Source organism: Paragemmobacter straminiformis (assembly GCF_014243445.1).
In the GTDB taxonomy this organism is placed as follows: Bacteria; Pseudomonadota; Alphaproteobacteria; order Rhodobacterales; family Rhodobacteraceae; genus Paragemmobacter; species Paragemmobacter straminiformis.
Genome location: NZ_JACLQD010000001.1, coordinates 403316 through 428272, shown reverse-complemented (window position 1 = coordinate 428272; position 24957 = coordinate 403316). Strand labels below are relative to the sequence as shown.

Below are 24957 nucleotides of genomic sequence, written 5' to 3'. Positions count from 1 at the left end.
GTCTAAGGCTGAAAACGGTTCCGGAAAAGGGGGGCGGCGCTGACAGGATGTTTCAGCGCGTTTCGGTTGGTTTGGCGCGGGAGCGGGCGCGGGAGGGGATGGGCGCGCGCCGCCTGTGCCCTAGGTCCCGCGCGGCTTGGCGCGGAGGGTCGGCTCGGCCCGGGTGGGGTCTTCGGGCCAGGGGTGGCGCGGGTATTGGCCGCGCATGTCCTTGCGCACGTCGGCGTAGGAGTTCGCCCAGAAGCCGGGCAGGTCCATCGTCACTTGCACAGGCCGCTGGCCGGGAGACAGGAGCGTGATGCGCAGCGGCAGCCGGTTCGCGCCGACGGTGGGGTGGCGGGCCAGCCCGAACATTTCCTGCAAGCGCACCTCGATCGCGGGGGCGTCGCCGTCGTAGTCGATCGGCACGCGGCGGCCGAGCGGGGTTTCGAAATGCGAGGGGGCGAGCTGGTCGAGGGTTTGGGTTTGCTCCCATGTCAGGCGGGCGCGGAGGGGTTCGGTCAGGTCGAGCGCGCGCAGGTCGGCTTCGGTTCTGGGGGCCTTGAGATGGGGGAGGAGCCAGTCCTCGAGGCTGGCAAACAGCGCCTCGTCGCGGCAATCGGGCCAGTCGGCCCCGCCGCCGCGGGCGAGTTCGATGCGCGCGCGCAGGCGGCGGGCGGCAGGGGTGAAGGGCAGGCCGATCTGGCGAAGGCCGTCGAGGGCGGCGCGGGCTGTCGCCTCGGGCGGGGCATCGGGCCAGGGGCGGTCGTCGAGAACGAGGGCGCCGAAACGCTCTTGCCGGCGGGCGAGAACCCGCCCCTCGCGGCGGGACCATTCGCACAGGTCGTGCCAGTGGATGCGGTCGGAGAAAAGGGCGCGCAGTTCGGCTTCGGTGATCGCTACGGCCTGCCGGACCGTCGCCTCGCGCTGGTCGCCATCGAGGTCGGTCGCGACGATCAGGCGCGCGGCAGCAAGGGGCGTGCCTGCGGCCATCGCCGCCCCCTTGCCGCCCGAAAGCACCCAGCGCGGGGCATCGCCCTTGCGGCGCAGCCCGATACGGTCGGGATAGGCGAGGGCGGCCATCTGCCCCGCCGACAGGTCGGCCCGTGCGGGACCGGCGGCTTTGGCCAGCCTGCGGGCTTCGTCGCGGATGCGCTCGATGGTGGGGCGATGCGCTTCGGGCGGGGGGCGGTCGATGGCTTTCAGGCGCAGCATCAGGTCGGGGGGCGCACCGCGCAACGGGTCGCGTTCGGCCAGAAGGGCGGCAAGCGGGGCGGCGGCGGGGCCGGCCACGGCGAGCATATGGGCCAGACGCGGATGCAGCGGCAGGGCGGCAAGCTGGCGCCCGTGGGCGGTGATGCGCCCCGCTTCGTCAAGCGCGCCAAGGCCCGTCAGCAGCGCCCGCGCCTCGGCCAGCACGCCGGGATGCGGCGGGGTCAGGAAGGGCAGGTCGGCGCTGCCCCACAGCGCCAGTTCGAGGGCGAGCGCGGTCAGGTCGGCGGCTTCGATCTCGGCCGGGGGATGCGGGGCGAGGCCGCCTTCCTCGCCCTTGGTCCACATGCGGTAGCAGGTGCCCGTGGCCACCCGTCCGGCACGGCCGCGGCGCTGTTCGGCCTCGGCCCGTGTCACGCGTTCGGTGACAAGGCGCGACATGCCGGAGGCGGCGTCGAAACGGGCGCGGCGGGCGCGGCCTGCATCGACCACCACGCGGATATCGGGCAGGGTGAGCGAGGTTTCGGCAATCGAGGTGGCAAGCACGATCTTGCGCCCCGCAACGGGGGCGAGTGCCGCGCGCTGGGCGGCGAAATCCATCGCGCCGAAAAGTTGCCGCGTCACCACGCCTTGCGGCAAGCGCCCTGCCAGTGCGGCATCGACGCGGCGGATTTCGCCCTCGCCCGGCAGAAAGACGAGGAGGCCGCCTTCGGTCGTTTCCGCCAGTGCTTGCAAGATCAGGCCGGTCACCGCCCCCTCGAAGCGCATCGAGGCATCGACGGGGCGGGGCAGCCAGCGGGTTTCGACCGGATAGGCGCGGCCCGCCGAGGTTACGGTGGGGGCATCGCCCATCAGCCGCGCCACGGGGTCGGCGTCGAGTGTCGCCGACATCACCAGAAGCGCAAGGTCGGGGCGCAGGGCGGAGCGCACCTCGAGGCAGAGCGCAAGGCCGAGGTCGGCGTTGAGCGAGCGTTCGTGGAATTCGTCGAAGATCACCGCGCCGATGCCGGAAAGTTCGGGGTCGGATTGCAGCATGCGGGTGAGGATGCCTTCGGTCACCACCTCGATCCGCGTGGCGGCGGTGACTTTGGATTCGCCCCTGATGCGGTAGCCGACGGTCTGGCCGATGGCTTCGCCCAAGGTCTCGGCCATGCGCTCGGCGCTGGCGCGGGCGGCGAGGCGGCGGGGCTCGAGCATCAGGATGCGGCCCTGCACCAGACCCGAGGCCAGAAGGTCGAGCGGAACGCGCGTGGTCTTGCCCGCGCCGGGGGGCGCCTGAAGCACCGCCATGCCGCGCTGCCCGAGGGCGGCGCGCAGGTCGGGAAGGGCTTCGTCGATGGGCAGAGGGCCTGAGTCGCGCATGCCCCCTTATCGCCGCGCTTGCGGGCAGAGGGAACCGTGGCCGCAGCCAAAACGCCCGCCCGTGTCACGCCCGCCCTTGGCGCGCCTGCCCGCGTGACGCCTGCACTTGATGTGCCCGCGCCTGACATGTCCGCCCGTTACACGCCTGCCCCTTGCAAGCCCGCCTGTGGCACGCCCGCCCTTGGCACGCCTGCGAGATGCCTGCCCGGGTAAGAAACCTTTACGGCCCTGTGCCCCAAGGAACAGCGCGATCCGGGGCGGTGACGCAAGGTCAGGCATCGGCCCCGTCGCGGGCTGCAAGCAGGGAGGGTGTCATGGCGTTCATCGGTGTTCAGGGCAAATTCGGCCTCGAAGTCTCCATGCCGCAGCTGCGGCTGCCGTCCTTGGCCCAGCTTGCCCGCTGGAGGCAGGACCGCGACGAGGCGCGGCATCTGCATATGGCCGTGGAACGGCTTGACGGGCTGTCGCCGCATCTGCTGTCGGATATCGGCCTGCAACGCGACGAGGACGGCAAGACGCGTCTGGTCTGACGCAGACGCGCCCACTGGAATATGTCGCGGCGCGGTGGCACAACCCTGTGAACGGGCGCGCGGTCCTTCGGGGGCCGCACAGGGCCGCCCGCTTGGAGGGGGAATGGCCGACAGGACGGAAGGCGCCGATCTGGCCGCAGGGGTTGCCGCAGGCGACCGCAGGGCGCTTGCACGGGCGATCACGCTGGTCGAAAGCGGGCGGGCCGATCACCGGCAGGCGGCGCTTGCGCTTTTGGGCCGCCTGCGCGGGCCGGGCAGCGACGCGGCGGGGCGGCAGGCGCTGCGGATCGGGCTTTCGGGCACGCCGGGGGTCGGCAAATCCACCTTCATCGAAAGTTTCGGGCTGATGCTGACGGCGCAGGGCCTGCGCGTGGCGGTTCTGGCGGTCGATCCGTCCTCGGCGCGGTCGGGCGGGTCGATCCTTGGCGACAAGACACGGATGGAGCAACTCAGCCGCGATCCGCGCGCGTTCATCCGCCCCTCGCCCAGCCAGGCGCAGATGGGCGGCGTGGCGCGGCGCACCCGCGAGGCCGTGGCGCTGTGCGAGGCGGCGGGATTCGACGTGGTGCTGATCGAGACCGTCGGGGTCGGGCAGTCGGAAACCGTGGTGGCGGAATTGTGCGATCTGTTCATCCTGCTTCTGGCCCCTGCGGGGGGGGACGAGTTGCAGGGCGTCAAGCGCGGGATCATGGAGATGGCCGACATCATCCTTGTGAACAAGGCCGATGGCGGGCTGGAACCCGCCGCGCGGCGTACGATGGCCGATTACGCGGGGGCGCTGCAATTGCTGCGCCGCCGCCCGCAAGACCCGCAGGGCTTTCCCAAGGCGCTGTGCGTCTCGGCCACGACGGGCGCGGGTCTCGGGGCCGCCTGGGCCGAGATGCAAAGCCTTGCCGCATGGCGGCGCGAGACGGGGCATTGGGACAGTCGCCGCGCCGGACAGGCGCGCCACTGGTTCGAGGAGGAGGTGCGTCAGGGGCTGCTTGCCGCGCTGCACCACGGTTCGGCCCGGGACAGGCTTGACGCCCTTGGGGCAATGGTCGTCGCGGGCAGCCTGACGCCCGAAGCTGCTGCGGCCGAAATGCTGGCAAGTCTGGCTTAGGCGTTTTGCGGCGCGAAACATCGCGGGGGGAATCGCTGCAAGCCGCTGGGGGGGCGGCCCCCCGTGCCCGCGCGGTGCAAAGCGGGCCATCGGGGGGCTGTCGGGATTTTTCGCAGAAAAATCGCTGTCGGGGCCACGATTTTTCTGCGAAAAATCCCGCACTGCCTGCCGGCCCTGCGGCTTGATCGCTTGACGTCCCCCGGCTTTCGCCTTACTAGCCCCCAATCGAATTCGGACGCCTCGGGGAGACTCGGGGGGCTGTCCCGTTTACACACGAAGGATCACGACGATGTCGCGCGTCTGCGAACTGACGGGCAAGGGCCCGATGTCCGGTAACACGGTCAGCCACGCCAACAACAAATCGCGTCGGCGCTTCTTGCCGAACCTGAACGATGTCACGCTCATCTCGGATGCGCTTGGCCAGTCGTTCAAGCTGCGCGTTTCGGCCGCCGGTCTGCGGACGGTCGATCACCGTGGCGGGCTGGATGCGTTCCTCGCCAAGGCGAAGGACGACGAGCTGTCGGACCGCGCCCGTGCGATCAAGAAAGAGATTGCCAAGGTTCAGGCCACCGCCTGATCTGCCTTGTGGCATGAAATCTGGCCCCGTCCGGTGCATCCGTGGCGGGGCCTTTCGCTTGCGCGCATCTGTCCTCTTTCGCTTTCGGTTCCGATCCGCTAGGCCGGATGCATCATGCTGCGGGCCTTCGTTTCCCTTTTCCTTGCCGTCCTTCTGTCGCTGACGTCGGTCACGGCGGCCGTTGCGCGGTCGCAGATGGCGGGGGCGACCGAACTGGTCGTTTGCGCGGGGTCCGGCACGGCCGAGATCACGCTTGACGCCACGGGCGCGCCGATTTCCCGGCCGCATCATTGCCCCGTCTGCACCGCGGCAAGCGCCGGCATCGTGGCCGGAGTGGCACCGCAGGTTCAGCGGCCCGTCACGCGGTCGGAGCCGCAGGTCTGCGCCATGCCCCTGCCGGATGCGGGGGCGGGGGCGCCGGTGCCCTCGGCGCGTGGTCCGCCTGTTTCGCTGTGATCCCGTCACCGCGAAACATTCCACAAAGGACCAAAGACATGAGCTTCCGTTCCCTGATCGCCGCCGCCGCACTGGCGGTTCTTCCCCTTGCGGCGACGGCGCAAACCCACCCCGAAGAGATGCATGTCCATGATGCCTATGCCCGTATCGGCAATGGCTCGGGCGCGGTTTTCTTCATGATCCACAACAACACGGATGTGGATCGCACCATTGTCGGGGCCCATACCGACATTGCCGACAAGGCCGAGCTGCACAGCCATACCGAAGGCGCCGATGGCGTGATGGTCATGGGCAAGATCGAAGGCGGTGTTGCCCTGCCTTCGGGCGAGATGCATGAATTCGCCCGTGGGGGCGACCATGTCATGCTGATGGGCCTGAAACGGGCGCTGGCGGATGGCGACCAGTTCGATCTGGTGCTTGAATTCGCCGATGGTGCCGAGTTGACGCTTCCGGTCGTCGTCGACAACGGTCGCAAGGCGGGCGAGATGGATATGACCGAGCATTCCGGCCATATGACCAAGAAGGGCGCGTCGGACTGACCGCCCTCCGTGCCGCCTGACGCACCGCGCGATCTTGCGGAATGCGAAACGGCGCCCTGCGGGGCGCCGTTTTCATCTGCGGGCTTCGTGGCGGTTTGCTAGCCTGCGCAATAGGCCTCGGCGGTGTCGCCGAAGTTCTTGTAGCGTTCCCAGAAGGCATCGTCGGCGTCGCGCTTCGACATGAAGGTGTCTTGCGCCTTGTCGGGGTTGCGGAAGAACACCGCCGCCTTGCGCTGGTCGGCGCCGCGCAGCGTCATGTCGGCGACTTGCTGGATGCAGGAGCAGACCGAGCGGTTCGCCGCATCGCGCCCCGACGACAGGCAGGCGCGCTCGATCGGGCCGGCGGCCGCGGCGGCGGCCATGAAAGGAAGTGCCAGCACGGCAAGCGCCGCGCAGAGGGTATGTCTGGTCATCTGTTCTGCCTCTTGCCGGATGCGGGGTGATCGGCCGCCCACGGTCATTTTTGTGCGCCGATTATGCTGATTCGAAGTGGTTTTTTCAATGACCCCCGTGCTTTGCGCGACAATCCGCGCAGGTGGCGCAGGTCTTGGTGGTCGCGGCGGGGCGGGCTACCAGATGTGCCCCCGTTTCGTGCCGGATCGGGAGTGGCGGGGGGCTGTCTGCCCCCCGGGCGCGGCGGGCCGCGCCGCCCCCCGAGAGTATTTGGGCAAGCGTGAAGGGCAAGGCGCGGGCTTTGCCTGCCGCTGGCAGGGATTTCGGGCACCAGCGCGGCGCGGGCGCATTGCTACCCCTTCCCGACCCTTGGGTTACAGGCTATATGCCGCGCCATGACCCAGCTTGATCTCATCCGCAATTTCGCGATCGTGGCCCATATCGACCACGGGAAATCCACACTTGCCGACCGTCTGATCCAGATGACGGGCACGGTCGCCGCGCGCGACATGAAGGCGCAGATGCTGGACAGCATGGATATCGAGCGCGAGCGGGGTATCACGATCAAGGCCAACACGGTGCGGATCGAATATCCGGCCAAGGATGGCAAGACCTATATCCTGAACCTGATCGACACCCCCGGCCACGTCGACTTTGCCTATGAGGTGAGCCGGTCGATGCGCGCGGTGGAAGGCTCGCTTCTGGTTGTCGATGCGTCGCAGGGTGTCGAGGCGCAGACGCTGGCCAACGTCTACCAGGCGCTGGACGCGGGGCACGAGATCGTGCCGGTGCTGAACAAGATCGACCTGCCGGCGGCCGAGCCGGAGCGGGTGAAGCAGAACATCGAAGACGTGATCGGGCTGGACGCGTCGGACGCCATCGCCATTTCGGCAAAGTCGGGTCTTGGCATTCCCGATGTGCTGGAGGCCATCGTCACGCGGTTGCCTGCGCCCAAGGGCGACGCCGACGCGCCGCTCAAGGCGATGCTGGTGGACAGCTGGTATGACGCCTATCTGGGCGTGGTCGTGATGATCCGCGTGATGGACGGGGTGGTCCGCAAGGGCGACCGCGTGCGCATGATGCAGACCAATGCCGTCTACGGCATCGACAAGCTGGCCGTGCTGAAGCCGCAGATGGTCGATATCGCCGAGCTTGGGCCGGGCGAGATCGGGATTTTCACCGCCTCGATCAAGCAGGTGCGCGACACGCGGGTCGGCGACACGATCACGCATGAGCGCAAGGGCTGCGAGGAACCGCTGCCGGGGTTCAAGCCCGCGCAGCCCGTGGTGTTCTGCGGCCTGTTCCCCGTCGATGCGGCGGATTTCGAGCCGCTGCGCGATGCCATCGAGAAGCTGTCGCTGAACGACGCCTCGTTCAGTTCGGAAATGGAGACCAGCGCCGCGCTTGGCTTCGGTTTCCGCTGCGGGTTCCTTGGTCTTCTGCACCTCGAGGTGATCCGCGACCGTCTGGAGCGGGAATATGACCTCGACCTGATCACCACCGCGCCTTCGGTCGTGTTCAAGCTGCATATGAAGGATGGCGAGGTGCGCGACCTGCACAACCCCGCCGACATGCCCGATCTGACCTATATCGACCACATCACCGAGCCGCGCATCAAGGCCACCATCATGGTGCCGGACGAATACCTTGGCGATATCCTGAAGCTGTGTCAGGACCGTCGCGGCATCCAGCTTGATCTGAGCTATGCGGGCAACCGCGCGATGGTGGTCTATGACCTGCCGCTGGCCGAGGTGGTGTTCGACTTTTACGACCGCCTGAAATCGGTCAGCAAGGGTTACGCCAGCTTCGACTACCAGATCAGCGAATACCGCGAGGATTTCCTTGTGAAGATGTCGATCCTTGTGAACGAGGAGCCGGTCGACGCGCTGTCGATGATGGTCCACCGCGACCGCGCCGAGACGCGGGGGCGGGCGATGGTGGAAAAGCTGAAAGAGCTGATCCCGCGCCACATGTTCAAGATTCCGATCCAGGCGGCCATCGGCGGCCGCGTGATCGCCCGCGAGACGCTGAGCGCCATGCGCAAGGACGTGACGGCCAAGTGCTACGGCGGCGACGCCACGCGCAAACGCAAGCTCTTGGACAAGCAGAAGGCCGGCAAGAAGCGCATGCGCCAGTTCGGCAAGGTGGAGATCCCGCAAGAGGCGTTCATCTCGGCGTTGAAGATGGATTCGTGACCCGAAAGGGTCACGACTCGTCTACGGCGACCCGTTTTGCATAGTGTTTGGCCGCGACTTGACCGTAACGGGATGAGCCGCGTTTTGGGGTCTGGGCTAGCATGGTTCCAGCCATCGCTTTGGCCGGGCGAGCCGTGCCGGAAACCAGTGTTCCGGTGGCCTCTGGTCGGCCCGCCAACTTTTCCCGCGCGGCCAGAATAGCGCGGCGTTCACGCGCCATGCCGAAATGGCTTACGGCCGCAATCAGCCAGCCGTAGGGTGCGCACTTGCTGCGCACCTTTGGGCGACGGGACGTGGTGCGCAGCGAGTGCGCACCCTACGCCCTCACTCCAAGCCCGCCACGATCGCACGTAGCGTCTCGATCCCGTCGCCTTTTTCCGAACTTGTCACCACAAGCTCGGGGTAGGCGGCGGGGTGCTTGGCCAGCGCGCCCTTGACCTGTTCGATGGTGGCGAGGCGTTCGGCCATGCTCACCTTGTCGGCCTTGGTCAGCACGACCTGAAAGGCCACGGCAGAACGGTCAAGAAGCTGCATGATCTCGTCATCGACCGATTTCACGCCGTGGCGCGTGTCGACCAGCACGAAGGCGCGGCGCAGGGTCTGGCGGCCCGAGAGGTATTGCTTGAGCAGCGCCTGCCATTTCGCGACGATGGCCACCGGAGCCTCGGCATAGCCGTAGCCGGGCAGGTCGACGAGGTATTTTTCGGGCTGCGCCCGCCCGTCACCCAGCGCGAAATAGTTGATCTCTTGCGTCCGTCCCGGCGTGTTCGACGCGCGGGCCAGTGTCTTGCGCCCCGTCAGCGCGTTGATGAGCGAGGATTTGCCCACGTTCGAGCGGCCCGCGAAGCAGACCTCGATCCGGTCGGCTGGGGGCAGGCCCGACATGGCGACCACGCCTTTGACAAAGGTCACGGGGCCGGCAAAGAGCAGGCGCCCTTTTTCCCGCGCCTCGTGCTCGGGTTCGGGGGCGAGGGTGAATTGCAGGCTCATGTCAGGCTCCATGCGTCACCGACGGCGATGGTGCCGCCCGTGGTGACGGTCGCGTAAAGGCCGAAATCCTGATGGCCGAAGTGGGATTCAAGCGCGGAAAGGGTGTCGGCGTTGCTGACGCCCGTGTCGGGTTCGACCGTGGTGGCCGAGCAGCGGGTGATGCGTTCGCGGATGGTCAGCGTGGCGCCGCCGATGCGGATGCTGCGGCCGATCCAGTCCCATTCGCTCCACGCGGGCGCCCCGTCGAGCCAGAGGTTGCCGCGCCAGCGGTGGATGGAGAGGTCATGCCCCATGCGGGCCGAGAGATCGGCCAGAGAGGCGCGGTTGAGGATGGCGACCGAGGGGAAGTCGCTGTCGGTCATGCCGCGCCCTGCGGTGACGATCTGTGCGGGTTGGGCGCGGTTCGCGGGGTTCAGCGGTGCGACCCAGTCAAGGAAGCGGGGCAGGTCGGCGGCATCGTCGGGGCGGAAGGTCAGGCTGCCGCGGTCGGGGTGGTGAAGCGTGACGGTGCCTGTCGCCTCGTCAAGGCGAGAGGTGATCGCCATGAGCATCGGGGCCTTGGCCGCGCGGGCGAAGTTGACGCAAGGGTTCCAGCCCGGAACCAGCTTGGCCGCCTCGTGCGCCACGGCCCAGTGCCGGTCCCACGGCAGGCACGCGCCCGCAGAAAGGAGAACGGACGCGAGGTCTTCGCGTCCGTGTCCCTTGATCGGGTGGCGACAGATGTCTGTCAGCCGCCCGCCCGTCATTTCTTGGCCTTGCCCTTGGGCGCGGTCGGCTTGTTGGCGGCCACGGCGGCGGCGGGCTTCTTGCGGAAGCTCGACTTGATGTTGCCGAAGATGTCGGGCTTGTGGCCGTGGCTGCGCATGATCAGGTATTGCTGGGTAAAGGTGATCAGGTTGTTCGTGATCCAGTAGACCACGAGGCCCGATGCGAAGCCGCCCAGCATGAACATGAAGATCCAGGGCATGTAGCTGAAGATCTGCTGCTGCACCGGATCGGCGGGCGCGGGGTTCAGCTTTTGCTGCAGCCACATGGTGATGCCGAGCAGGATCGGCAGCGCGCCGATGAAGATCGTCGCCATCAGCGAGGGATGCGCCGGCGCGGCCCAGGGCAGCAGGCCGAAGAGGTTGTAAAGCGACGACGGATCGGGGGCCGACAGGTCGTTGAGCCAGCCGAAGAACGGCGCGTGGCGCAGTTCGATGGTGACGAAGATCACCTTGTAGAGCGAGAAGAAGATCGGGATCTGGATCAGGATGGGCAGGCAGCCCGCCGCCGGATTGACCTTTTTCTCTTTGTAAAGCTGCATCATCTCGCGCTGGAGTTTCTGCTTGTCCTCGCCCACGCGCTCTTTCAGCGCCTCGAGTTCGGGTTGCAGCTCTTTCATCTTGGCCATCGAGACGTAGGATTTGTAGGCCAGGGGCAGGACGAGCAGTTTCAGCACGAAGGTCAGGGCGATGATCGCAAGACCCATGTTGCCGATGAAGCCGTGCAGGAAATGCAGGACGGTGAAGATCGGCTTGGTGAAGAAGAAGAACCAGCCCCAGTCGATGGAGTCGATGAAGCCCGGGACGTTCGAGTCGTCCTGATAGGATTTGATCGTTTCCCATTCCTTGGCACCGGCAAACAGCCGGGTGGTCGAGGTGATGGTGGCACCGGCCTCGACGGTCTGGACGGGGTGGCGCGTCTCGGTCTGGTAGATGCTGGCGGAGGGGACGAATTTGGTGACGGCGGTGAAGGGCTGGCCCTGTTCGGGGATCAGCGTGGTCATCCAGTATTTGTCGGTAAAGCCGATCCAGCCATCGGCCGTGGCATCCAGAACCTCGGCCTGCGCGCCTTCGCGTTCGACGGCGGGAAGCTTTTCGATGTCCTTGTATTTCTGTTCGGTCAGTTTGCCGTCGGTGCGGCCCACGACGCCTTCGTGCAGCAGGTAAAAGCCCTGCAGGCCGGCGGGTTTGCCGTGGCGGGCGACGATGCCATAGGGGAACAGCGAGGCGGCGGCCGTGCCCGTGTTCGCGACCGTGTCGGTGACGGTGAACATGAAACGGTCATCGACCGAGATTTCGCGCGTGAAGGTCAGGCCTTTGCCATTCGCCCAGGTCAGTGTGACGGGCTGGTCGGGCGAAAGGGTGCCGCCCTTGGCGATCTTCCATTCGGTCTTGGCGTTCGGCAGGTCTTCGGCCGCGGTGCCCTGGCCGGGGCCCCAGCCGAATACCGCGTAATAGGGATGTTCCTGACCCACGGGCGACAGAAGCCGCACCATCGGCGAGGCGGGGTCGAGCGTTTCGCGATAGGTTTTCAGCGACAGATCGTCGATCCGCCCGCCCAGCAACGAGATCGAACCGGCCAGACGCGGGGTGTCGACGGTCAGACGGGGCGCTTCGGGCAGGGGTTCTGCCACCTCGGTGGTGGCCGGGGCTGTCGCCGCACCCGTGGCGGCGGGGGCGGGGGCCTCGGCCTCGGTCACGGCCGTCAGCGGGGCGTTGGGGTCCACCGCCGGATCTGCCGGCGGGAAGAAGAAGAACCAGCCGAGGATCACAAGGAAGCTCAGCACGGTTGCAAGGAGAAGGTTCTTGTTCTGATCGTCCATCGGGACCGCCGCCATTCGTGAAATTGGGTCTGCGGTGCTTCAACAGAAGGGGGGCCAAAGGTCAAGGGCTTTGGGCTTTCTGCCGCGCATCCGGCGGGTCACGCTTGGGTTATTCCCGAGCCTGCGCCTTTCATGCTCGTCCAAATATCCTCGGGGGGTTCAAGGGGGGCGGACAGCCCCCCTTTCCACGGCCTAGCGCAATTGCGGCGGCAGGCCGTCGTCGGGACCTTCAGGCGCGGCACCCGTGGCGAGGTTGAGGAAATCGAAAAGGTTCGGGTCGGCCAGATGCGACGGGCGCACGTTCATCAGCGCGCGGAACATCACCTGACGGCGGCCGGGGCTGCGGCTTTCCCAGTCGTCGAGCAGTTTCTTGACCTGCACGCGTTGCAGCCCTTCCTGACTGCCGCAGAGGTCGCAGGGGATGATCGGGTAGTTCATGGCGCGGGCGAATCTGTCGCAATCCTCTTCGGCCACAAAGGCGAGGGGGCGGAAGAGCATGAGGTCGCCGTCCTCGTTCACCAGTTTCGGCGGCATCGAGGCCAGCCGGCCGCCGTGGAACAGGTTCATGAAGAAGGTTTCGAGGATGTCGTCGCGGTGATGGCCGAGGACGACCGCCGAGCAGCCCTCTTCCCGCGCGATGCGGTAGAGGTTGCCGCGCCGCAGCCGCGAGCAGAGCGCGCAATAGGTGCGGCCCTGCGGCACCTTGTCGACGACGATGGAATAGGTGTCCTGATATTCGATCCGGTGCGGAACGCCCATGCGGGTCAGAAACTCGGGCAGGACGGTGGCGGGAAAGCCGGGCTGGCCCTGGTCGAGGTTGCAGGCGAGCAGCTCGACCGGAAGGAGGCCGCGCCATTTCAGCTCGTGCAGCACGGCAAGCAGGGTGTAGCTGTCCTTGCCGCCCGACAGGCACACCAGCCATTTGGCGTCGCGCTGGATCATGCCATAGGTCTCGATCGCTTCGCGCACCTGCCGGACGATGCGTTTGCGCAGTTTCTTGAATTCGGTCGAGGAGGGCGCGCCGTGGAACAGCGGGTGGATGTCGTCGGAGATGTCGTCGGAATCGTCCAGCATGGCGCGGCTTTCTGGCGGGGGGCAGGGGGCCGATATGCCAGAGCGCGGCGCTTTGGGCAATCCGGCGGGCGGGTCTTTGCGTATAAGGGGAAAGAGGAGTGCATGCGATGCGTCTGGTGCTGGCGGGACTTTTGGCGGGAATGGCGGTTCTGGCGGGATGCACGGGCAAACCCGCGCTTACCGATGCGGCGATGACGGAGCGCGATTTCGCGCTTGAGCGGTTTTTCGACGGGCGGCTTGTGGCGCGCGGGCAGTTTCAGGATGTCTTCGGCACGGTGCGGCGGTCATTCACCGTGCAGATCGCGGGCGACTGGGACGGCGAGCGGCTGCGGCTGGTCGAGGATTTCGTCTATGAGGACGGATCGACGGAGCAGCGCGTCTGGACCCTGCGCAAGGTTGGCCCCGTGACGGCGGATCAGGCCTGGGAGGGGACGGCGCCCGGTGTGATCGGCGTTGCCAAGGGCCAGGAGAAGGGCGACCGGTTCAACTGGCGCTACACCATCGACCTGCCCGTGCCGAGCGCCGGGGGCGAGACCGGCGTGACGCGGGTCGGCTTTGACGACTGGATGTGGTTGCAGGACGAGCGGCACCTGTTCAACCGCGCCTATATGAAGCGCTGGGGCGTCGATGTGGGGGATGTCTCGATCAGCTTCGAGAAACGCTGAACGGGCCGGATTCGGGCGGGGCCGGATTTTCGGAGGGACGAATTTTCTGCGAAAATTCCCGCCCCGCTTCGGGCCGGGGCGTGGCGGAACCCGCCGGGGCGCGGCCCCGGACCCCGGAGTATTTGGGCAAAGGTGAAGGGGGGGGCGATCAGCCCTTGGCGCGGTCGTGCGCGGGGTCCGATCCGGGGACCGGATCATAGCCGTGACCGCCCCAAGGGTGGCAGCGGCAGAGGCGGTGCAGGGTGAGGGCGCCGCCTTTCAGCCCGCCGTGACGTTCGAGCGCCTCGAGGGCATAGGCCGAGCAGGTGGGTTGGAAGCGGCAGCCGTGACCCACCCAGGGCGACAGGATCAGGCGGTAGGCCCGAACCGGCAGGGCAAGGGCGCGGGCGAGCGGGGTCACGCCCCGCCCTCGCGGTGGACCGAGCGCAGGGCGGTTTCCAGATCGGCCAGAAGGTCGGTGAAATCGCGGCTGACGGTGGCATGCGGGCGGGCGACGAGGACATAGTCCCAGCCCGGTCTGGCCCGTGCGGGCAGAAGGGCGCGGGCCACTTCGCGCAGGCGGCGCTTGGCGCGGTTGCGGAAAACCGCGTTGCCGATCTTTTTCGAGGCGGTGAAGCCGACGCGCACTGCGGCGCTGGCATCGTGGCGATCGCGGGCTTGCAGCAGGAAGCCGCCCGTGCCCTGACGCCGCGCCGAGGCGGCGCGCAGGAAATCCGGGCGGTTGCGAAGTGTTTCGAGAGGGCAAAGCGAAACCGCCGGGGGAACCCCGGGCGCATCGGCGCTGATGCCTTGGCCCGTTTCCTCCGGCGGTGTCATGACGTCATCCGCATTGTGGCCCCGCGGGGCCGGTTCGCGAAATCAGGCGGACAGGCGCTTGCGGCCCTTGGCGCGGCGGGCGGCCAGCACAAGACGGCCCCCTTTGGTCGCCATGCGGGCGCGGAACCCGTGGCGGCGCTTGCGGACCAGGTTCGACGGTTGGTAAGTGCGCTTCATTGCGGCTCTCCGTATTGTCAACGCAACGCAAATCCGAACGGATTCGAGCGCCGCTTTATTCGAGAACCGTCCTTTACGGTCGGTCGCGGCCCAAGTCAACGCAAGGGATGCGGATTTCGGGCAAGAAAACGCATCGCGGGCCTGCGGCCTGCGCGGCATGGTCAAGCCTTGGTGACACATCTGGCGCAATGGGCGGGAAAGGGCCATCCTGAGCGCCATGACACGCATGCCTTTGCCGCCCGATCCTGCCCAAGCGCCGCGCCCCTGGCGTGTGATTCCCGCCCTGGTGCTTCTGGCGGTGGCGCTGGTCGGCGGCATCTGGTTCCGCGATGCGCTGGGATTCGAGGCGCTTGCCCGGCACAGGGCCGGATTGCTGGCCTTTCGCGATGCGCATTACGCGGCCTGCGTGGCGGGGTTCGTGCTGGCCTATGTCGGCATCGTCGCCTTCAGCCTGCCCGGTGCCACGATGGCCACCCTGACGGGCGGCTTCCTGTTCGGGCTGTTTCCGGGGGTTCTGTTCAACCTGTTCGCGGCCAGTCTGGGCGCGATGGCGCTGTTTCTGGCGGTGCGCGCGGGCTTTGGCGCGGGGCTCGAGGCGAGGATCGCGGCGCAGGGCGGGCGCGTGGCGCGGGTGCGGGCGGCGCTGGCGGCGAATGAATGGGAAGTGCTGTTCCTGATGCGGGTCACCCCCGTCGTGCCGTTTTTCGTGGCGAACCTGTTGCCGGCGCTGCTGAACATCTCGTTCCCGAAATTCGCGGTGACGACCGTTCTGGGGATTTTGCCGGGGGCGCTGGTGTTGACCTCGGTCGGGTCGGGGCTGGGCGAGGTGTTCGAGGTGGGCGGGATGCCGGATCTGTCGGTCTTTCTGCGCCCGGCGGTGGCGGGGCCGGTGGCGGGGTTGGTGGTGCTGGGCATCCTGCCCATCGTGATTCGGACATGGCGGAACCGGCGGCAAGGTAAGGGGTAGGGATGGAACGGATCAGGACGGATATCTGCGTGATCGGCGCGGGGTCGGGCGGGTTGTCGGTGGCGGCGGGGGCGGTGCAGATGGGCGCGCGCGTCGTGCTGGTCGAGGGCGACCACATGGGCGGAGACTGTCTGAACACGGGTTGCGTGCCGTCGAAGGCGATGATCGCCTCGGCCCATGTGGCGCAGGCGATGCGGGGGGCTGCGGCCTATGGCATGGCAGCGGTCGAGCCTACGGTCGATTTCGGGGCGGTCAAGGACCGCGTGGCCGATGTGATCGGGCAGATCGCCCACCATGACAGCGCCGAGCGGTTCGAGGGGCTGGGCTGCCGGGTGCTGCGGGGCTGGGCGCGGTTCACCTCGGCGCGCGAGATCGTGGTGGGCGAGGTGACGGTGCAGGCGCGACGCTTCGTCATCGCCACGGGGTCGCGGGCGGTGGTGCCGGATATTCCGGGCATCGACACGGTGCCGATGATGACGAACGAGACGCTGTTCCAGAGCCGCGAGCGGCCCGCGCATCTGCTGGTGCTGGGGGGCGGGCCGATCGGGATCGAGATGGCGCAGGCGCATCGGCGGCTGGGCTGTGCGGTGACGGTGATCGAGGCGGGGCGCTGCCTCGGGCGCGAGGATGCCGAGGCGGCGGCGGTGGTGGCGGGGCGCTTGCGGGCCGAGGGGGTCGAGATCGTCGAGGGCGCGGGCATCGTGCGGCTGCGCGCGGTTGCGCCGGGGGTCGAGGCGGTGCTGTCGGACGGGCGGACACTGACGGGGACGCATCTCTTGGTGGCGGCGGGGCGGCAGGCGGCGCTGGGGCGGCTTGACCTGCTGGCGGGGGGCGTGGTGCATGACAAGGGCGGCGTTGCCGTCGGGGCGGGGTTGCGGTCGGTCAGCAACCGGCGGGTCTATGCGATCGGAGACGCGGCGGGGAAGGGGCAGTTTACCCATCTGGCGGCCTATCAGGCGGGCGTGGTGATCCGGCAGGCGGTGCTGGGCCTGCCTGCGAGGGCGCGGGGCGACCACATTCCGCGCGTGACATTCGCCGACCCCGAACTGGCGCAGGTGGGGCCGACCGAGGCCGAGGCGCGCAAGGCGCATGGCGCTGCCCTGACGGTGGCGCGGGCCGACTATGCGGGCAATGACCGCGCGATCACGGCGGGCCAGACCGAGGGTTTTGCCAAGCTGCTGGTGGTGCGCGGGCGCGTCATCGGCGCGACGGTCGTGGGTGCCGGGGCGGGCGAGGTGATCGCCCCGCTGGCGCTGGCGGTTTCGCAGCGGCTGAAGGTTTCGGCGCTGGCGGGCGTGGTGCTGCCCTATCCGACGCTGGCGGAACTGGCAAAGCGCGCGGCGGGGGCCTATTTCGCGCCGAAACTGTTCGCCAACCCCTTGCTGCGGCGCCTTGTGGGGCTGGTGCAGCGCCTGCCCTAGGGCGGGGCTTACGTCTGTCTTTCCGTGCAACTCTTTGCTAAGGCTGCACCCTATGAGGGTGGTGGCATGTGCGACCACGGCTTTGGCGGGGTAGGGCATCGGTGGAACTGCGGGGGCGCGGCTTTCTGAACACGCTGTCGGGGCGGTTCCTGCTGCTGACGATGGCCTTCGTCATGCTGGCCGAAGTGCTGATCTTCGTGCCCTCGGTCGCCCGTTTCCGTGCCGACTATCTTTTGCTGCGGCTGGAGAAGGCGCAGATCGCCTCGCTCGCGCTGCTGGCGACGGACGATGCCAAGGTCAGCGCCTCGCTGGAAACCGAGCTTCTGAAGAATGCCGAGGTGTTCAACGTGGTGCTGCGGCGCGACGAGGTGCGGCAACTGGCGCTGTCCTCGCCGATTCCGCAGCCGATCAGCGCCACATATGACCTGCGGCAGGCGGGGCCTTGGGAGCTGATCCGCGATGCGGCACAGGTGCTTGTCGACCGCGAGAACCGTGTGATCCGCGTGATCGGCAATCCGGTGCAGGACGCGGGTTTGCTGATCGAGATCACGATGGAGACGGGGCCGCTGCGCAAGGCGATGGCGGAATACGGGCTGCGCATCCTGTTCCTGTCGGCATTGATTTCGGCGGTGACGGCCTTTTTGCTGTTTCTGGCGGTGCAGCGGCTGCTGGTGGCCCCGATCCGTCGCGTGGTGCGCCATATGTCGGCCTATGCCGAAGCGCCCGAGGATGCGCGGCGGGTGATCACGCCCTCGGCCGGGGTGGTGGAATTGCGGGTGGCGGAAGAGGCGCTGGCGCAGATGCAGACGCAACTGACGGGGGCCTTGCGGCAAAAGGAACGGCTGGCGCAATTGGGCGGGGCGGTGGCCAAGATCAGCCACGATCTGCGCAACATCCTGACCACGGCGCAGCTTTTCGCCGACCGTCTGGAGATCAGCGCCGATCCGGCGGTGGCGCGGGCGGCGCCCAAGCTGGTGGGGTCGATCTCGCGCGCGGTGTCCTTGTGCGAATCGACGCTGGCCTTCGGCAAGGCCGAGGAGCCGCCGCCGCAGCTGAAGCGGCTGCCCCTGCGGGTGCTGGCCGAAGAGGTGGTCGAGGGGGAAGGGCTGGGGGGCGAGGGGCTGGGCGCCGAACCCGGCCTCGTCTCATGCGTGATCGACGTGCCTGCGGGGTTGGTGATCCGCGCCGATGGCGAACAGCTGCACCGCGTGCTGGGCAATCTGCTGCGCAATGCGCGGCAGGCGATCGAGGCCGTCGGCCAGCCCGGAACCATCGAAATCGCGGGGGGCGAGGACGAATCCGAATGGTGGATCCGTGTCGGTGATACGGGGCCGGGCCTGCCGCCGAAGGCCCGCGAACACCTGTTTTCCGCCTTTCAGGGCGGGGCGCGCAAGGGGGGCACGGGGCTGGGGCTTGCCATCGCGTCCGAACTGGTGCGCGGGCATGGCGGGCGGCTCGAGCTTGCCCGCAGCGATGCCGAGGGGACCGAGTTCATGATCCACCTGCCGAAACGGGTCTTGGGCGGAGAGAGTGATCAGGCGTGATTTTATCCCTTGCAACCCCCGCGAGGCGGGGCTAAACGCTGCCCCAAGACGGACCCGTAGCTCAGCTGGATAGAGCATCAGACTACGAATCTGAGGGTCGGGCGTTCGAATCGCTCCGGGTCCGCCATTTCCTCAAAATCCCTACGCCTGTGCAGATGCAGGCTGCCGCCTTTGGTGGTGGAAATCGCCGTGGGCGGGGGGTTCAGCCCTGCGGTCAGCCGAGGCTGCCGCGCAGTTCGCGGGCGACGTTTTGCAGGTGGGGCAGCAGGCGGGCGGTGGCGTCGGACATCTGTTCCGGTCCCGCAGGAAAGCCGACATTCAGCGCGGCGACGGTTTTGCCGCGTCTGTCGGCCAGCGGCACGGCGAGCGAGCGCAGGCCGGTTTCGACCTCTTGGTCGATGCAGGCGTAGCCCTGCGCGCGGGCCTGTTCCAATTCCCGCAGGATCGCGGCGGGTTCGGTCAGCGTGTGCTGCGTGCGGGCGGGCAGCGGGGCCGTGCCAAGCAGGGCGCGGGCCTCGGCTTCGGGCAGGCCTGCGAGCAGGACGCGCCCCATCGAGGTGCAATAGGCCGGAAGCCGCGAGCCGGGCATGAGCGCGATGGACATGACCTTGCGCTGCGCCGCCCGCGCCACATAGACGATTTCCCCGCCGTCGAGGATCGAGACCGAGGAGCTTTCGCCAATCTCGTCCGACAGGCGGTCGAGCAGGGGTTGCACGATCTGCGGCAAGGGCATCGTCGCAAGGCAGGCGCTGCCAAGGCGCAGCACGCGCGGGGTCAGGGTGAAGAACTTGCCGTCGTAATCGGCATAGCCTTGCTGGGCGAGGGTGAGCAGGCAGCGCCGCGCCGTGGCGCGGTCGAGGCCGCTTGCCTCGGCCACCTGGCTGATCGACTGGCGCGGCCGGTCGGCGGCGAAGGTTTCGATCACGGCAAGCCCCTTGGCGAGGCCCGACATCGTATCGCGTTCCGAAATCATCCGTCGCCCCGTTTTGTGCGATATGTGAACAAAGATGATATATCGCACAAATGAGGTGGACGGAAGCCCCGTCCGTGGCCTATCCCTTGCCGCAGATTGAGGGGGTTTCCGATGGACAAGACTCTTCCCGACCTTGCGACCGCCGTGGCGGGCATCAAGGATGGCGCGACGGTGATGATCGGCGGCTTCGGCGGTTCGGGTGCGCCGATCGAGCTGATACACGCGCTGATCGACCGCTTCGTCGCCACGGGCCACCCGCGCGATCTGACGGTGGTGAACAACAACGCGGGCAATGGCCATGTCGGGCTGGCGGCGCTGATCGAACAGGGCATGGTGCGAAAGCTGATCTGCTCTTTTCCGCGGTCGGCCGATCCGGTGGTCTTTACCGAGCGATACCTTGCCGGAAAGATCGAGCTTGAACTGGTGCCGCAGGGCACGCTGGCCGAACGCATCCGTGCGGGCGGGGCGGGGATTCCGGCGTTTTACACGCCGACGAGCTTTGGCACCGATCTGGCACAGGGAAAGCCGGTCGAGGTGTTCGACGGGCGGTCCTATGTGCAGGAACGCTGGCTCAAGGCCGATGTCGCATTGGTCAAGGCGCATCTGGGCGACCGTCTGGGCAATCTGACCTACCGGATGGCGGCGCGGAATTTCAACCCGCTGATGTGCATGGCGGCGGCGACGACCATCGTGCAGGTCTCGCGGATCGTCGCCCCCGGCGAGATCGACCCCGAGGCGGTGATCACCCCCGGCATCTTCGTGCAGGGCGTGGTCGAGGTGGCGAAGCCCGCGCAGGAAGAAACTCTGAACCGCATGGGCGCGGTCTATCCGGAGGCTGCGGCATGAAACTTTCCGCCACACAGATCGCATGGCGCGCGGCGCAGGACATCGAGGACGGCGCTTATGTCAACCTCGGCATCGGCTTTCCCGAAATGGTGGCCAAGTTCCAGCCCCCCGGACGGCAGGCGATCTTTCACACCGAAAACGGCATCCTCGGCTTTGGCGAGGCTCCGGCGGCGGGGAGCGAGGACTGGGATCTGATCAACGCGGGCAAGAAAGCCGTGACGATCAAGCCCGGAACGGCGTTTTTCCACCATGCCGACAGCTTTGCGATGGTGCGTGGCGGGCATCTCGACGTGGCGATTCTTGGGGCCTACGAGGTGGCCGAGACCGGCGATCTGGCGAATTGGTCGACAGGCCCCAAGGGCGTGCCTGCCGTGGGCGGGGCGATGGACCTTGTGCATGGGGCGAAGCGGGTGGCGGTGATCACCGATCACGTGACCAAGGACGGCAAGCCCAAGCTGGTGCAGCGCTGTTCCCTGCCGCTGACAGGGGTCGGCTGCGTGACGCGCATCTATACGAGCCACGCGGTGATCGATATCGAGAGCGGGCACTTCGTGCTGCGCGAGAAGCTGGCCGGACTGTCCTTTGACGAGTTGCAATCCATGACGGGGGCGACGCTTCATGCCCCGCAGCCTGTGGCCGATCTGGTCGCGCCCAGCCTTTGAACGGAACCGACGATGACCGACGTTTTCATCTGTGACTATATCCGCACGCCCATCGGCCGTTTCGGCGGTTCGCTTTCCTCGGTCCGCGCCGATGATCTGGGCGCCGTGCCGCTGCGGGCGCTGATGGCGCGGCATGCCGCCCTCGACTGGGAGGCGGTGGACGATGTGATCTTCGGTTGCGCCAATCAGGCGGGCGAGGACAACCGCGACGTGGCCCGCATGTCGGCGCTGCTGGCGGGGCTGCCCGTCGGGGTCACGGGGACGACGATCAACCGTCTGTGCGGGTCGGGGATGGATGCGATCCTGACCGCCGCGCGCACGATCAGGGCGGGCGAGGCCGGGTTGATGATCGCGGGTGGGGTGGAAAGCATGAGCCGCGCGCCCTTTGTCATGCCCAAGGCCGACGCGGCCTTTTCGCGCAACGCCGAGATCTACGACACCACCATCGGCTGGCGTTTCGTCAACCCGCTGATGCAGGCGGCCTACGGCACCGATTCCATGCCCGAGACGGCCGAGAACGTGGCCGAGGATTTCGGCATCAGCCGCGCCGATCAGGACGCCTTTGCCCTGCGGTCGCAGGCGAAGGCCTCGGAGGCGCAGGCCAACGGGCGGCTGGCGCGCGAGATCACGCCGGTCACCATTCCGCAGCGCAAGGGCGAGGCGGTCGTCGTGGCGCAGGACGAACATCCGCGCGCGACGACGATCGAGGCGCTGGCCAAGCTTGGCACGCCCTTCCGCAAGGGCGGCACGGTCACGGCGGGCAATGCCAGTGGCGTGAATGACGGGGCGGCGGCGCTGATCCTTGCATCGGAAGCGGCGGCCAAGCGGCACGGGCTGACACCGGTCGCGCGGGTGCTTGGCGGGGCCGTCGCCGGCGTTCCGCCGCGCATCATGGGAATCGGGCCTGCCCCTGCCAGCGCCAAGCTGATGGCGCGGCTTGGTCTGACGCAGGCCGATTTTGACGTGATCGAGTTGAACGAGGCTTTCGCGAGCCAGGGTCTGGCAACGCTGCGCCAACTGGGCATCGCGGATGACGACGCGCGGGTGAACCCCAATGGCGGGGCCATCGCGCTGGGCCATCCCTTGGGCATGTCGGGCGCGCGCATCACCGGAACGGCGGCGCTGCAACTGGCGCTGACGGGGGGGCGGCGGTCGCTGTCGACCATGTGCATCGGCGTGGGACAGGGCATTGCCATCGCGCTGGAACGGGTCTGATCCAAACTGAACAGGAGAGCGGGCATGTCTTTGTTCCAGCCGGAGTTTTCGGCCAACAGCGCCGCCGTGCGCGTGCGGTTCGGGGCGGGTGTCCGCCATGCTGTCGGGGAAGAGATGGAGCGGATGGGGCTGGGCCGTGCGCTGGTTCTGACGACCCCGCAACAGGCCGATACCGGCGCGGAATTCGCCGCGCGTCTGGGGGCGCGGGCGGTGGGCGTATTCTCCAAGGCCGCGATGCACACGCCTGTCGCCATCAGCGAGGAGGCGACGGAACTGGCGCGCGCGCTTCGGGCCGATTGCGTGGTTTCGGTGGGGGGCGGGTCGACGACGGGGCTGGGCAAGGCCATCGCCCTGCGCAGCGACCTGCCGCAGATCGTGGTGCCGACGACCTATGCCGGATCGGAGGCGACCGCCATTCTGGGCCAGACCGAGAACGGGCTGAAGACCACGCTCACCTCGGCCAAGGTGCAGCCCGAGGTGATCTTGTATGACGCCGAACTGGTGCGCAGCCTGCCGGTCGGCATGACGGTGACAAGCGCGCTGAACGCGATGGCCCATGCCGCCGAAGGGCTTTACGCGCAGAACCGCTCGCCGATTTCGTCGCTTATGGCGATCGAGGGGATACGGGCGTTCCGCGATGCGCTGCCGCGCGTGATGGACAATCCCGACGATCTGGCCGCGCGGGGCGAGACGCTTTACGGCGCGTGGCTTTGCGGCACCGTGCTGGGGCAGGTCGGCATGGCGCTGCATCACAAGCTGTGCCACACGCTGGGCGGCAGTTTCGATCTGCCGCATGCCGAAACCCATGCGGTGATCCTGCCCCATGCCATCGCCTATAACCAGCAAGCGGCGGCGGCCGAACTGGCGCCGGTGGCAGCACTTTTCGGGGCCGCCAGCGCGGGCGATGGGCTTTACGATTTCGCCGTGGCGATGAAGGCGCCGCTCGCGTTGCGCGATCTGGGCATGGCGGAAGCCGACCTGGACAAGGCGGCCGAGATTGCCACGCGGAATGCCTATTGGAACCCGCGCCCGCTGGACAAGGCCGCGCTGCGCGCCCTGTTGCAGGCCGCATGGCAGGGCGACCGCCCCGCCGCATAGGCGAAGGCCCGACCGCTGCGTTAGGGGCTTTCCGTTGCCGCCCGCCACAGGCATCTTGGCGCGGGCAGGGCGGCAGTCGCCCTATGATTTGCGCGGCGCGCGGGAGACGGAAATGGATAAGGTTTGTCTGGTCACGGGTGGCGGGCGGGGCATCGGCGCGGCGGTGGCGCGCGAGATGCACGCGCGCGGCTACAGGCTTGCGCTGATGTCGCCTTCGGAGAATTGCGAGACGCTGGCGCGCGAGCTTGGCGGTGTGGCGCGGCGGGGTGTTGCGCAAAGCGCCGACGACCTTAAGGGAATTGTCGATCTGGCGATGGCCTCGTATGGCCGGATCGATGCGGTGCTGAACCATACCGGCCACCCGCCCAAGGGCGATCTGCTCGAGATCACCGACGAGAACTGGGATCTGGCCAATGACATGATCGTCAAATCGGTCGTGCGGATGGCGCGGCTGGTCACGCCGGTCATGGAGGCGCAGGGCGGCGGGTCCATCGTGAACGTCACGACCTATGCGGCTTTCGAGCCGTCGCTGTGGTTTCCGGCATCCTGCGTCTATCGCGCGGGGGTGTCGTCCTTTGCCAAGCTATACGCCGACCGCTACGGGCCGAAGAACATCCGCATGAACTGCCTGTTGCCGGGGTTCACCGACAGTCTCGATGTGGCGAAATATGGCGAGCTGGCCGCGATGAAGCGGATCGGCAGGGTCGAGGAGCAGGCCAAGGCGGCGGCCTTCCTGCTGACCGAGGAGTCGAGCTACATCACCGGACAAAGCCTGCGGGTCGATGGCGGGTTGACGCGGCATGTCTGAGACGGTGCTGGGCTTCGTCGGGACAGGCACGATCACCGCGGCGATGGTTGCAGGGATGCGGGGCGGGGCCTTGCGGGATTGGCCCGTCGTGCTGTCGCCGCGCGGGGCGGCGGTGGCGGCCGAGCTTGCGGCGCGGTTTTCCGGCGTGACGGTGGCGGCCAGCAATCAGGCGGTGGTCGATGCCGCCGATTGCGTGGTGCTGGCGATCCGCCCGCAGGTGGCCGAAGCGGTGATCGCCGCGCTGACCTTCCGGCCCGGCCAAAGGGTGCTGTCGCTGGTCGCGGGCCTGCCGGTGGGGCGGGTGGCGGAACTGGCGCGGGTTCCGGTGGCATCGGTGGTGCGGGCGGTGCCTTTGCCCTTTGTCGCCACGGGGCAGGGGGTGACGCCGATTTTCCCGCCCGATCCCGCGATGGCCGCGCTGTTCCGCAGCCTTGGCGGGGTGATCGAGGTCGCGCATCTGCCGGATTTCGACACCTATGCCACGGGCAGCGCGCTGATGGGCAGCTATTTCGGGCTGGTCGAGGCGGCGCAGGGCTGGATGGTGGCGCAAGGTGTGGCCGCCGCGGATGCGGACACCTATCTGCGGGCGCTGTTCGGGTCGCTGGGCGATGTGCTGCGCGCCGATCCCTCGGCGCTCGGGCGGCTGCGCGAGGAGCATTCCACAAGGGGCGGTCTGAACGAGATGGCGCATCGCGTGCTGGTCGAGCGCGGCGGGCATGACGCGCTTGCGGCGGCGCTCGATGCGGTTCTGGCGCGGCTGCGCGGCTAG

26 protein-coding genes and 1 tRNA gene are annotated in these 24957 nt (G+C 67.8%); 17 read left to right on the top strand and 10 right to left on the bottom strand.

Features of this window, described 5'->3' with window-relative positions; genetic code table 11:
- Positions 1 to 120: 120 nt before the first annotated feature.
- Positions 121 to 2553, bottom strand: coding sequence for an ATP-dependent helicase HrpB (gene hrpB / locus H7F16_RS01975; RefSeq protein ID WP_185795871.1), 2433 nt, complete (start codon positions 2551 to 2553; stop codon positions 121 to 123).
- Between the two features lie 314 nt (positions 2554 to 2867).
- Between hrpB and H7F16_RS01970 the strand changes: the two genes are divergently transcribed.
- From H7F16_RS01970 to H7F16_RS01950, 5 genes are all read left to right on the top strand, one after another.
- Positions 2868 to 3083, top strand: a complete 216-nt coding sequence (locus H7F16_RS01970; RefSeq protein WP_185795870.1) for a DUF1127 domain-containing protein — start codon at positions 2868 to 2870, stop codon at positions 3081 to 3083.
- 103 nt (positions 3084 to 3186) lie between these two features.
- Complete coding sequence (gene meaB / locus H7F16_RS01965) at positions 3187 to 4185, top strand: methylmalonyl Co-A mutase-associated GTPase MeaB (protein ID WP_185795869.1); 999 nt, start codon at positions 3187 to 3189, stop codon at positions 4183 to 4185.
- Between the two features lie 289 nt (positions 4186 to 4474).
- On the top strand, positions 4475 to 4762 hold the full coding sequence (gene rpmB, locus H7F16_RS01960) for a 50S ribosomal protein L28 (protein WP_185795868.1): 288 nt from the start codon (positions 4475 to 4477) through the stop codon (positions 4760 to 4762).
- A gap of 114 nt (positions 4763 to 4876) precedes the next feature.
- Positions 4877 to 5218: a hypothetical protein gene (locus H7F16_RS01955; protein WP_185795867.1), complete on the top strand. Its 342-nt coding sequence runs from the start codon at positions 4877 to 4879 to the stop codon at positions 5216 to 5218.
- Between the two features lie 38 nt (positions 5219 to 5256).
- The gene (locus tag H7F16_RS01950; RefSeq protein ID WP_185795866.1) at positions 5257 to 5757 is read left to right on the top strand and encodes a copper chaperone PCu(A)C; all 501 of its coding nucleotides are present in this window, start codon (positions 5257 to 5259) and stop codon (positions 5755 to 5757) included.
- A gap of 98 nt (positions 5758 to 5855) precedes the next feature.
- On the opposite strand, the gene H7F16_RS01945 is transcribed toward H7F16_RS01950, so the two are convergent.
- Positions 5856 to 6170, bottom strand: coding sequence for a hypothetical protein (locus H7F16_RS01945; protein ID WP_422121094.1), 315 nt, complete (start codon positions 6168 to 6170; stop codon positions 5856 to 5858).
- A 375-nt stretch (positions 6171 to 6545) separates the two neighbouring features.
- On the opposite strand from H7F16_RS01945, the gene lepA reads away from it, so the two are divergent.
- On the top strand, positions 6546 to 8345 hold the full coding sequence (lepA, locus tag H7F16_RS01940) for a translation elongation factor 4 (RefSeq protein ID WP_185795865.1): 1800 nt from the start codon (positions 6546 to 6548) through the stop codon (positions 8343 to 8345).
- A 324-nt stretch (positions 8346 to 8669) separates the two neighbouring features.
- On the opposite strand, the gene yihA is transcribed toward lepA, so the two are convergent.
- The 4 genes from yihA to ttcA all read right to left on the bottom strand — a co-directional run bounded on the left by yihA (position 8670) and on the right by ttcA (position 12996).
- Positions 8670 to 9335, bottom strand: a complete 666-nt coding sequence (yihA, locus tag H7F16_RS01935) for a ribosome biogenesis GTP-binding protein YihA/YsxC (RefSeq protein WP_185795864.1) — start codon at positions 9333 to 9335, stop codon at positions 8670 to 8672.
- Positions 9332 to 10081 (bottom strand): MOSC domain-containing protein, encoded by a 750-nt coding sequence (locus H7F16_RS01930; RefSeq protein WP_185795863.1) that lies wholly within the window; start codon positions 10079 to 10081, stop codon positions 9332 to 9334. The genes yihA and H7F16_RS01930 overlap by 4 nt, the downstream gene beginning before the upstream one ends.
- Positions 10078 to 11922, bottom strand: coding sequence for a membrane protein insertase YidC (yidC, locus tag H7F16_RS01925; RefSeq protein WP_185795862.1), 1845 nt, complete (start codon positions 11920 to 11922; stop codon positions 10078 to 10080). The genes H7F16_RS01930 and yidC overlap by 4 nt, the downstream gene beginning before the upstream one ends.
- A gap of 192 nt (positions 11923 to 12114) precedes the next feature.
- On the bottom strand, positions 12115 to 12996 hold the full coding sequence (gene ttcA, locus H7F16_RS01920) for a tRNA 2-thiocytidine(32) synthetase TtcA (protein ID WP_185795861.1): 882 nt from the start codon (positions 12994 to 12996) through the stop codon (positions 12115 to 12117).
- 107 nt (positions 12997 to 13103) lie between these two features.
- Between ttcA and H7F16_RS01915 the strand changes: the two genes are divergently transcribed.
- Positions 13104 to 13661, top strand: coding sequence for a DUF3833 family protein (locus H7F16_RS01915; RefSeq protein ID WP_185795860.1), 558 nt, complete (start codon positions 13104 to 13106; stop codon positions 13659 to 13661).
- Positions 13662 to 13809: 148 nt separating this feature from the next.
- On the opposite strand, the gene yidD is transcribed toward H7F16_RS01915, so the two are convergent.
- From yidD to rpmH, 3 genes are read right to left on the bottom strand one after another with little or no spacing between them, the layout of a single operon-like run.
- Complete coding sequence (yidD, locus tag H7F16_RS19505) at positions 13810 to 14061, bottom strand: membrane protein insertion efficiency factor YidD (protein WP_185795859.1); 252 nt, start codon at positions 14059 to 14061, stop codon at positions 13810 to 13812.
- A complete protein-coding gene (gene rnpA / locus H7F16_RS01905) occupies positions 14058 to 14477 on the bottom strand; it encodes a ribonuclease P protein component (RefSeq protein ID WP_185795858.1) in 420 nt (139 codons plus the stop codon). The genes yidD and rnpA overlap by 4 nt, the downstream gene beginning before the upstream one ends.
- A 42-nt stretch (positions 14478 to 14519) precedes the next feature.
- Positions 14520 to 14654 (bottom strand): 50S ribosomal protein L34, encoded by a 135-nt coding sequence (gene rpmH, locus H7F16_RS01900; protein WP_023666388.1) that lies wholly within the window; start codon positions 14652 to 14654, stop codon positions 14520 to 14522.
- Between the two features lie 217 nt (positions 14655 to 14871).
- Between rpmH and H7F16_RS01895 the strand changes: the two genes are divergently transcribed.
- The 4 genes from H7F16_RS01895 (at position 14872) to H7F16_RS01880 (ending at position 18713) form a co-directional block, all read left to right on the top strand.
- Entirely contained in the window at positions 14872 to 15621 is a 750-nt protein-coding gene (locus H7F16_RS01895; RefSeq protein ID WP_185795857.1) for a TVP38/TMEM64 family protein, read from the top strand.
- Between the two features lie 2 nt (positions 15622 to 15623).
- Positions 15624 to 17042, top strand: coding sequence for a dihydrolipoyl dehydrogenase family protein (locus H7F16_RS01890; RefSeq protein ID WP_185795856.1), 1419 nt, complete (start codon positions 15624 to 15626; stop codon positions 17040 to 17042).
- Between the two features lie 161 nt (positions 17043 to 17203).
- Positions 17204 to 18586 (top strand): sensor histidine kinase, encoded by a 1383-nt coding sequence (locus H7F16_RS01885; protein WP_185796603.1) that lies wholly within the window; start codon positions 17204 to 17206, stop codon positions 18584 to 18586.
- Between the two features lie 50 nt (positions 18587 to 18636).
- A tRNA-Arg gene (locus H7F16_RS01880) sits at positions 18637 to 18713 on the top strand.
- 87 nt (positions 18714 to 18800) lie between these two features.
- On the opposite strand, the gene H7F16_RS01875 is transcribed toward H7F16_RS01880, so the two are convergent.
- Positions 18801 to 19559 (bottom strand): IclR family transcriptional regulator domain-containing protein, encoded by a 759-nt coding sequence (locus H7F16_RS01875; protein ID WP_185795855.1) that lies wholly within the window; start codon positions 19557 to 19559, stop codon positions 18801 to 18803.
- A 111-nt stretch (positions 19560 to 19670) separates the two neighbouring features.
- Here H7F16_RS01875 and H7F16_RS01870 point away from each other — a divergent pair, with 111 nt between their 5' ends.
- The 6 genes from H7F16_RS01870 to H7F16_RS01845 all read left to right on the top strand — a co-directional run bounded on the left by H7F16_RS01870 (position 19671) and on the right by H7F16_RS01845 (position 24957).
- Positions 19671 to 20405 carry a 3-oxoacid CoA-transferase subunit A gene (locus tag H7F16_RS01870; RefSeq protein WP_185795854.1) on the top strand — a complete coding sequence of 245 codons (735 nt, stop codon included), beginning with the start codon at positions 19671 to 19673 and terminating at the stop codon, positions 20403 to 20405.
- The gene (locus tag H7F16_RS01865; RefSeq protein ID WP_185795853.1) at positions 20402 to 21067 is read left to right on the top strand and encodes a 3-oxoacid CoA-transferase subunit B; all 666 of its coding nucleotides are present in this window, start codon (positions 20402 to 20404) and stop codon (positions 21065 to 21067) included. Before H7F16_RS01870 ends, H7F16_RS01865 begins: the two co-directional genes overlap by 4 nt.
- A gap of 12 nt (positions 21068 to 21079) precedes the next feature.
- The gene (gene pcaF / locus H7F16_RS01860; RefSeq protein ID WP_185795852.1) at positions 21080 to 22282 is read left to right on the top strand and encodes a 3-oxoadipyl-CoA thiolase; all 1203 of its coding nucleotides are present in this window, start codon (positions 21080 to 21082) and stop codon (positions 22280 to 22282) included.
- Between the two features lie 24 nt (positions 22283 to 22306).
- On the top strand, positions 22307 to 23380 hold the full coding sequence (locus tag H7F16_RS01855; protein WP_185795851.1) for a maleylacetate reductase: 1074 nt from the start codon (positions 22307 to 22309) through the stop codon (positions 23378 to 23380).
- A gap of 112 nt (positions 23381 to 23492) precedes the next feature.
- Positions 23493 to 24188 (top strand): SDR family oxidoreductase, encoded by a 696-nt coding sequence (locus tag H7F16_RS01850; protein WP_185795850.1) that lies wholly within the window; start codon positions 23493 to 23495, stop codon positions 24186 to 24188.
- Positions 24181 to 24957 carry a pyrroline-5-carboxylate reductase gene (locus H7F16_RS01845; RefSeq protein ID WP_185795849.1) on the top strand — a complete coding sequence of 259 codons (777 nt, stop codon included), beginning with the start codon at positions 24181 to 24183 and terminating at the stop codon, positions 24955 to 24957. The genes H7F16_RS01850 and H7F16_RS01845 overlap by 8 nt, the downstream gene beginning before the upstream one ends.

Bases quoted from the DNA above. Each gene is read 5' to 3' on its own strand.
- ttcA (WP_185795861.1), bottom strand. From the start codon at position 12,996: ATGCTGGACGATTCCGACGACATCTCCGACGACATCCACCCGCTGTTC.
- H7F16_RS01850 (WP_185795850.1), top strand. From the start codon at position 23,493: ATGGATAAGGTTTGTCTGGTCACGGGTGGCGGGCGGGGCATCGGCGCG.
- H7F16_RS01895 (WP_185795857.1), top strand. From the start codon at position 14,872: ATGACACGCATGCCTTTGCCGCCCGATCCTGCCCAAGCGCCGCGCCCC.
- H7F16_RS01865 (WP_185795853.1), top strand. From the start codon at position 20,402: ATGAAACTTTCCGCCACACAGATCGCATGGCGCGCGGCGCAGGACATC.
- H7F16_RS01855 (WP_185795851.1), top strand. From the start codon at position 22,307: ATGTCTTTGTTCCAGCCGGAGTTTTCGGCCAACAGCGCCGCCGTGCGC.
- H7F16_RS01945 (WP_422121094.1), bottom strand. From the start codon at position 6,170: ATGACCAGACATACCCTCTGCGCGGCGCTTGCCGTGCTGGCACTTCCT.
- lepA (WP_185795865.1), top strand. From the start codon at position 6,546: ATGACCCAGCTTGATCTCATCCGCAATTTCGCGATCGTGGCCCATATC.
- H7F16_RS01845 (WP_185795849.1), top strand. From the start codon at position 24,181: ATGTCTGAGACGGTGCTGGGCTTCGTCGGGACAGGCACGATCACCGCG.
- rnpA (WP_185795858.1), bottom strand. From the start codon at position 14,477: ATGACACCGCCGGAGGAAACGGGCCAAGGCATCAGCGCCGATGCGCCC.
- pcaF (WP_185795852.1), top strand. From the start codon at position 21,080: ATGACCGACGTTTTCATCTGTGACTATATCCGCACGCCCATCGGCCGT.
- yihA (WP_185795864.1), bottom strand. From the start codon at position 9,335: ATGAGCCTGCAATTCACCCTCGCCCCCGAACCCGAGCACGAGGCGCGG.
- H7F16_RS01955 (WP_185795867.1), top strand. From the start codon at position 4,877: ATGCTGCGGGCCTTCGTTTCCCTTTTCCTTGCCGTCCTTCTGTCGCTG.
- H7F16_RS01930 (WP_185795863.1), bottom strand. From the start codon at position 10,081: ATGACGGGCGGGCGGCTGACAGACATCTGTCGCCACCCGATCAAGGGA.
- H7F16_RS01890 (WP_185795856.1), top strand. From the start codon at position 15,624: ATGGAACGGATCAGGACGGATATCTGCGTGATCGGCGCGGGGTCGGGC.
- hrpB (WP_185795871.1), bottom strand. From the start codon at position 2,553: ATGCGCGACTCAGGCCCTCTGCCCATCGACGAAGCCCTTCCCGACCTG.
- H7F16_RS01915 (WP_185795860.1), top strand. From the start codon at position 13,104: ATGCGTCTGGTGCTGGCGGGACTTTTGGCGGGAATGGCGGTTCTGGCG.
- H7F16_RS01875 (WP_185795855.1), bottom strand. From the start codon at position 19,559: ATGATTTCGGAACGCGATACGATGTCGGGCCTCGCCAAGGGGCTTGCC.
- H7F16_RS01870 (WP_185795854.1), top strand. From the start codon at position 19,671: ATGGACAAGACTCTTCCCGACCTTGCGACCGCCGTGGCGGGCATCAAG.
- H7F16_RS01885 (WP_185796603.1), top strand. From the start codon at position 17,204: ATGGCCTTCGTCATGCTGGCCGAAGTGCTGATCTTCGTGCCCTCGGTC.
- rpmH (WP_023666388.1), bottom strand. From the start codon at position 14,654: ATGAAGCGCACTTACCAACCGTCGAACCTGGTCCGCAAGCGCCGCCAC.
- H7F16_RS01950 (WP_185795866.1), top strand. From the start codon at position 5,257: ATGAGCTTCCGTTCCCTGATCGCCGCCGCCGCACTGGCGGTTCTTCCC.
- yidC (WP_185795862.1), bottom strand. From the start codon at position 11,922: ATGGACGATCAGAACAAGAACCTTCTCCTTGCAACCGTGCTGAGCTTC.
- rpmB (WP_185795868.1), top strand. From the start codon at position 4,475: ATGTCGCGCGTCTGCGAACTGACGGGCAAGGGCCCGATGTCCGGTAAC.
- meaB (WP_185795869.1), top strand. From the start codon at position 3,187: ATGGCCGACAGGACGGAAGGCGCCGATCTGGCCGCAGGGGTTGCCGCA.
- H7F16_RS01970 (WP_185795870.1), top strand. From the start codon at position 2,868: ATGGCGTTCATCGGTGTTCAGGGCAAATTCGGCCTCGAAGTCTCCATG.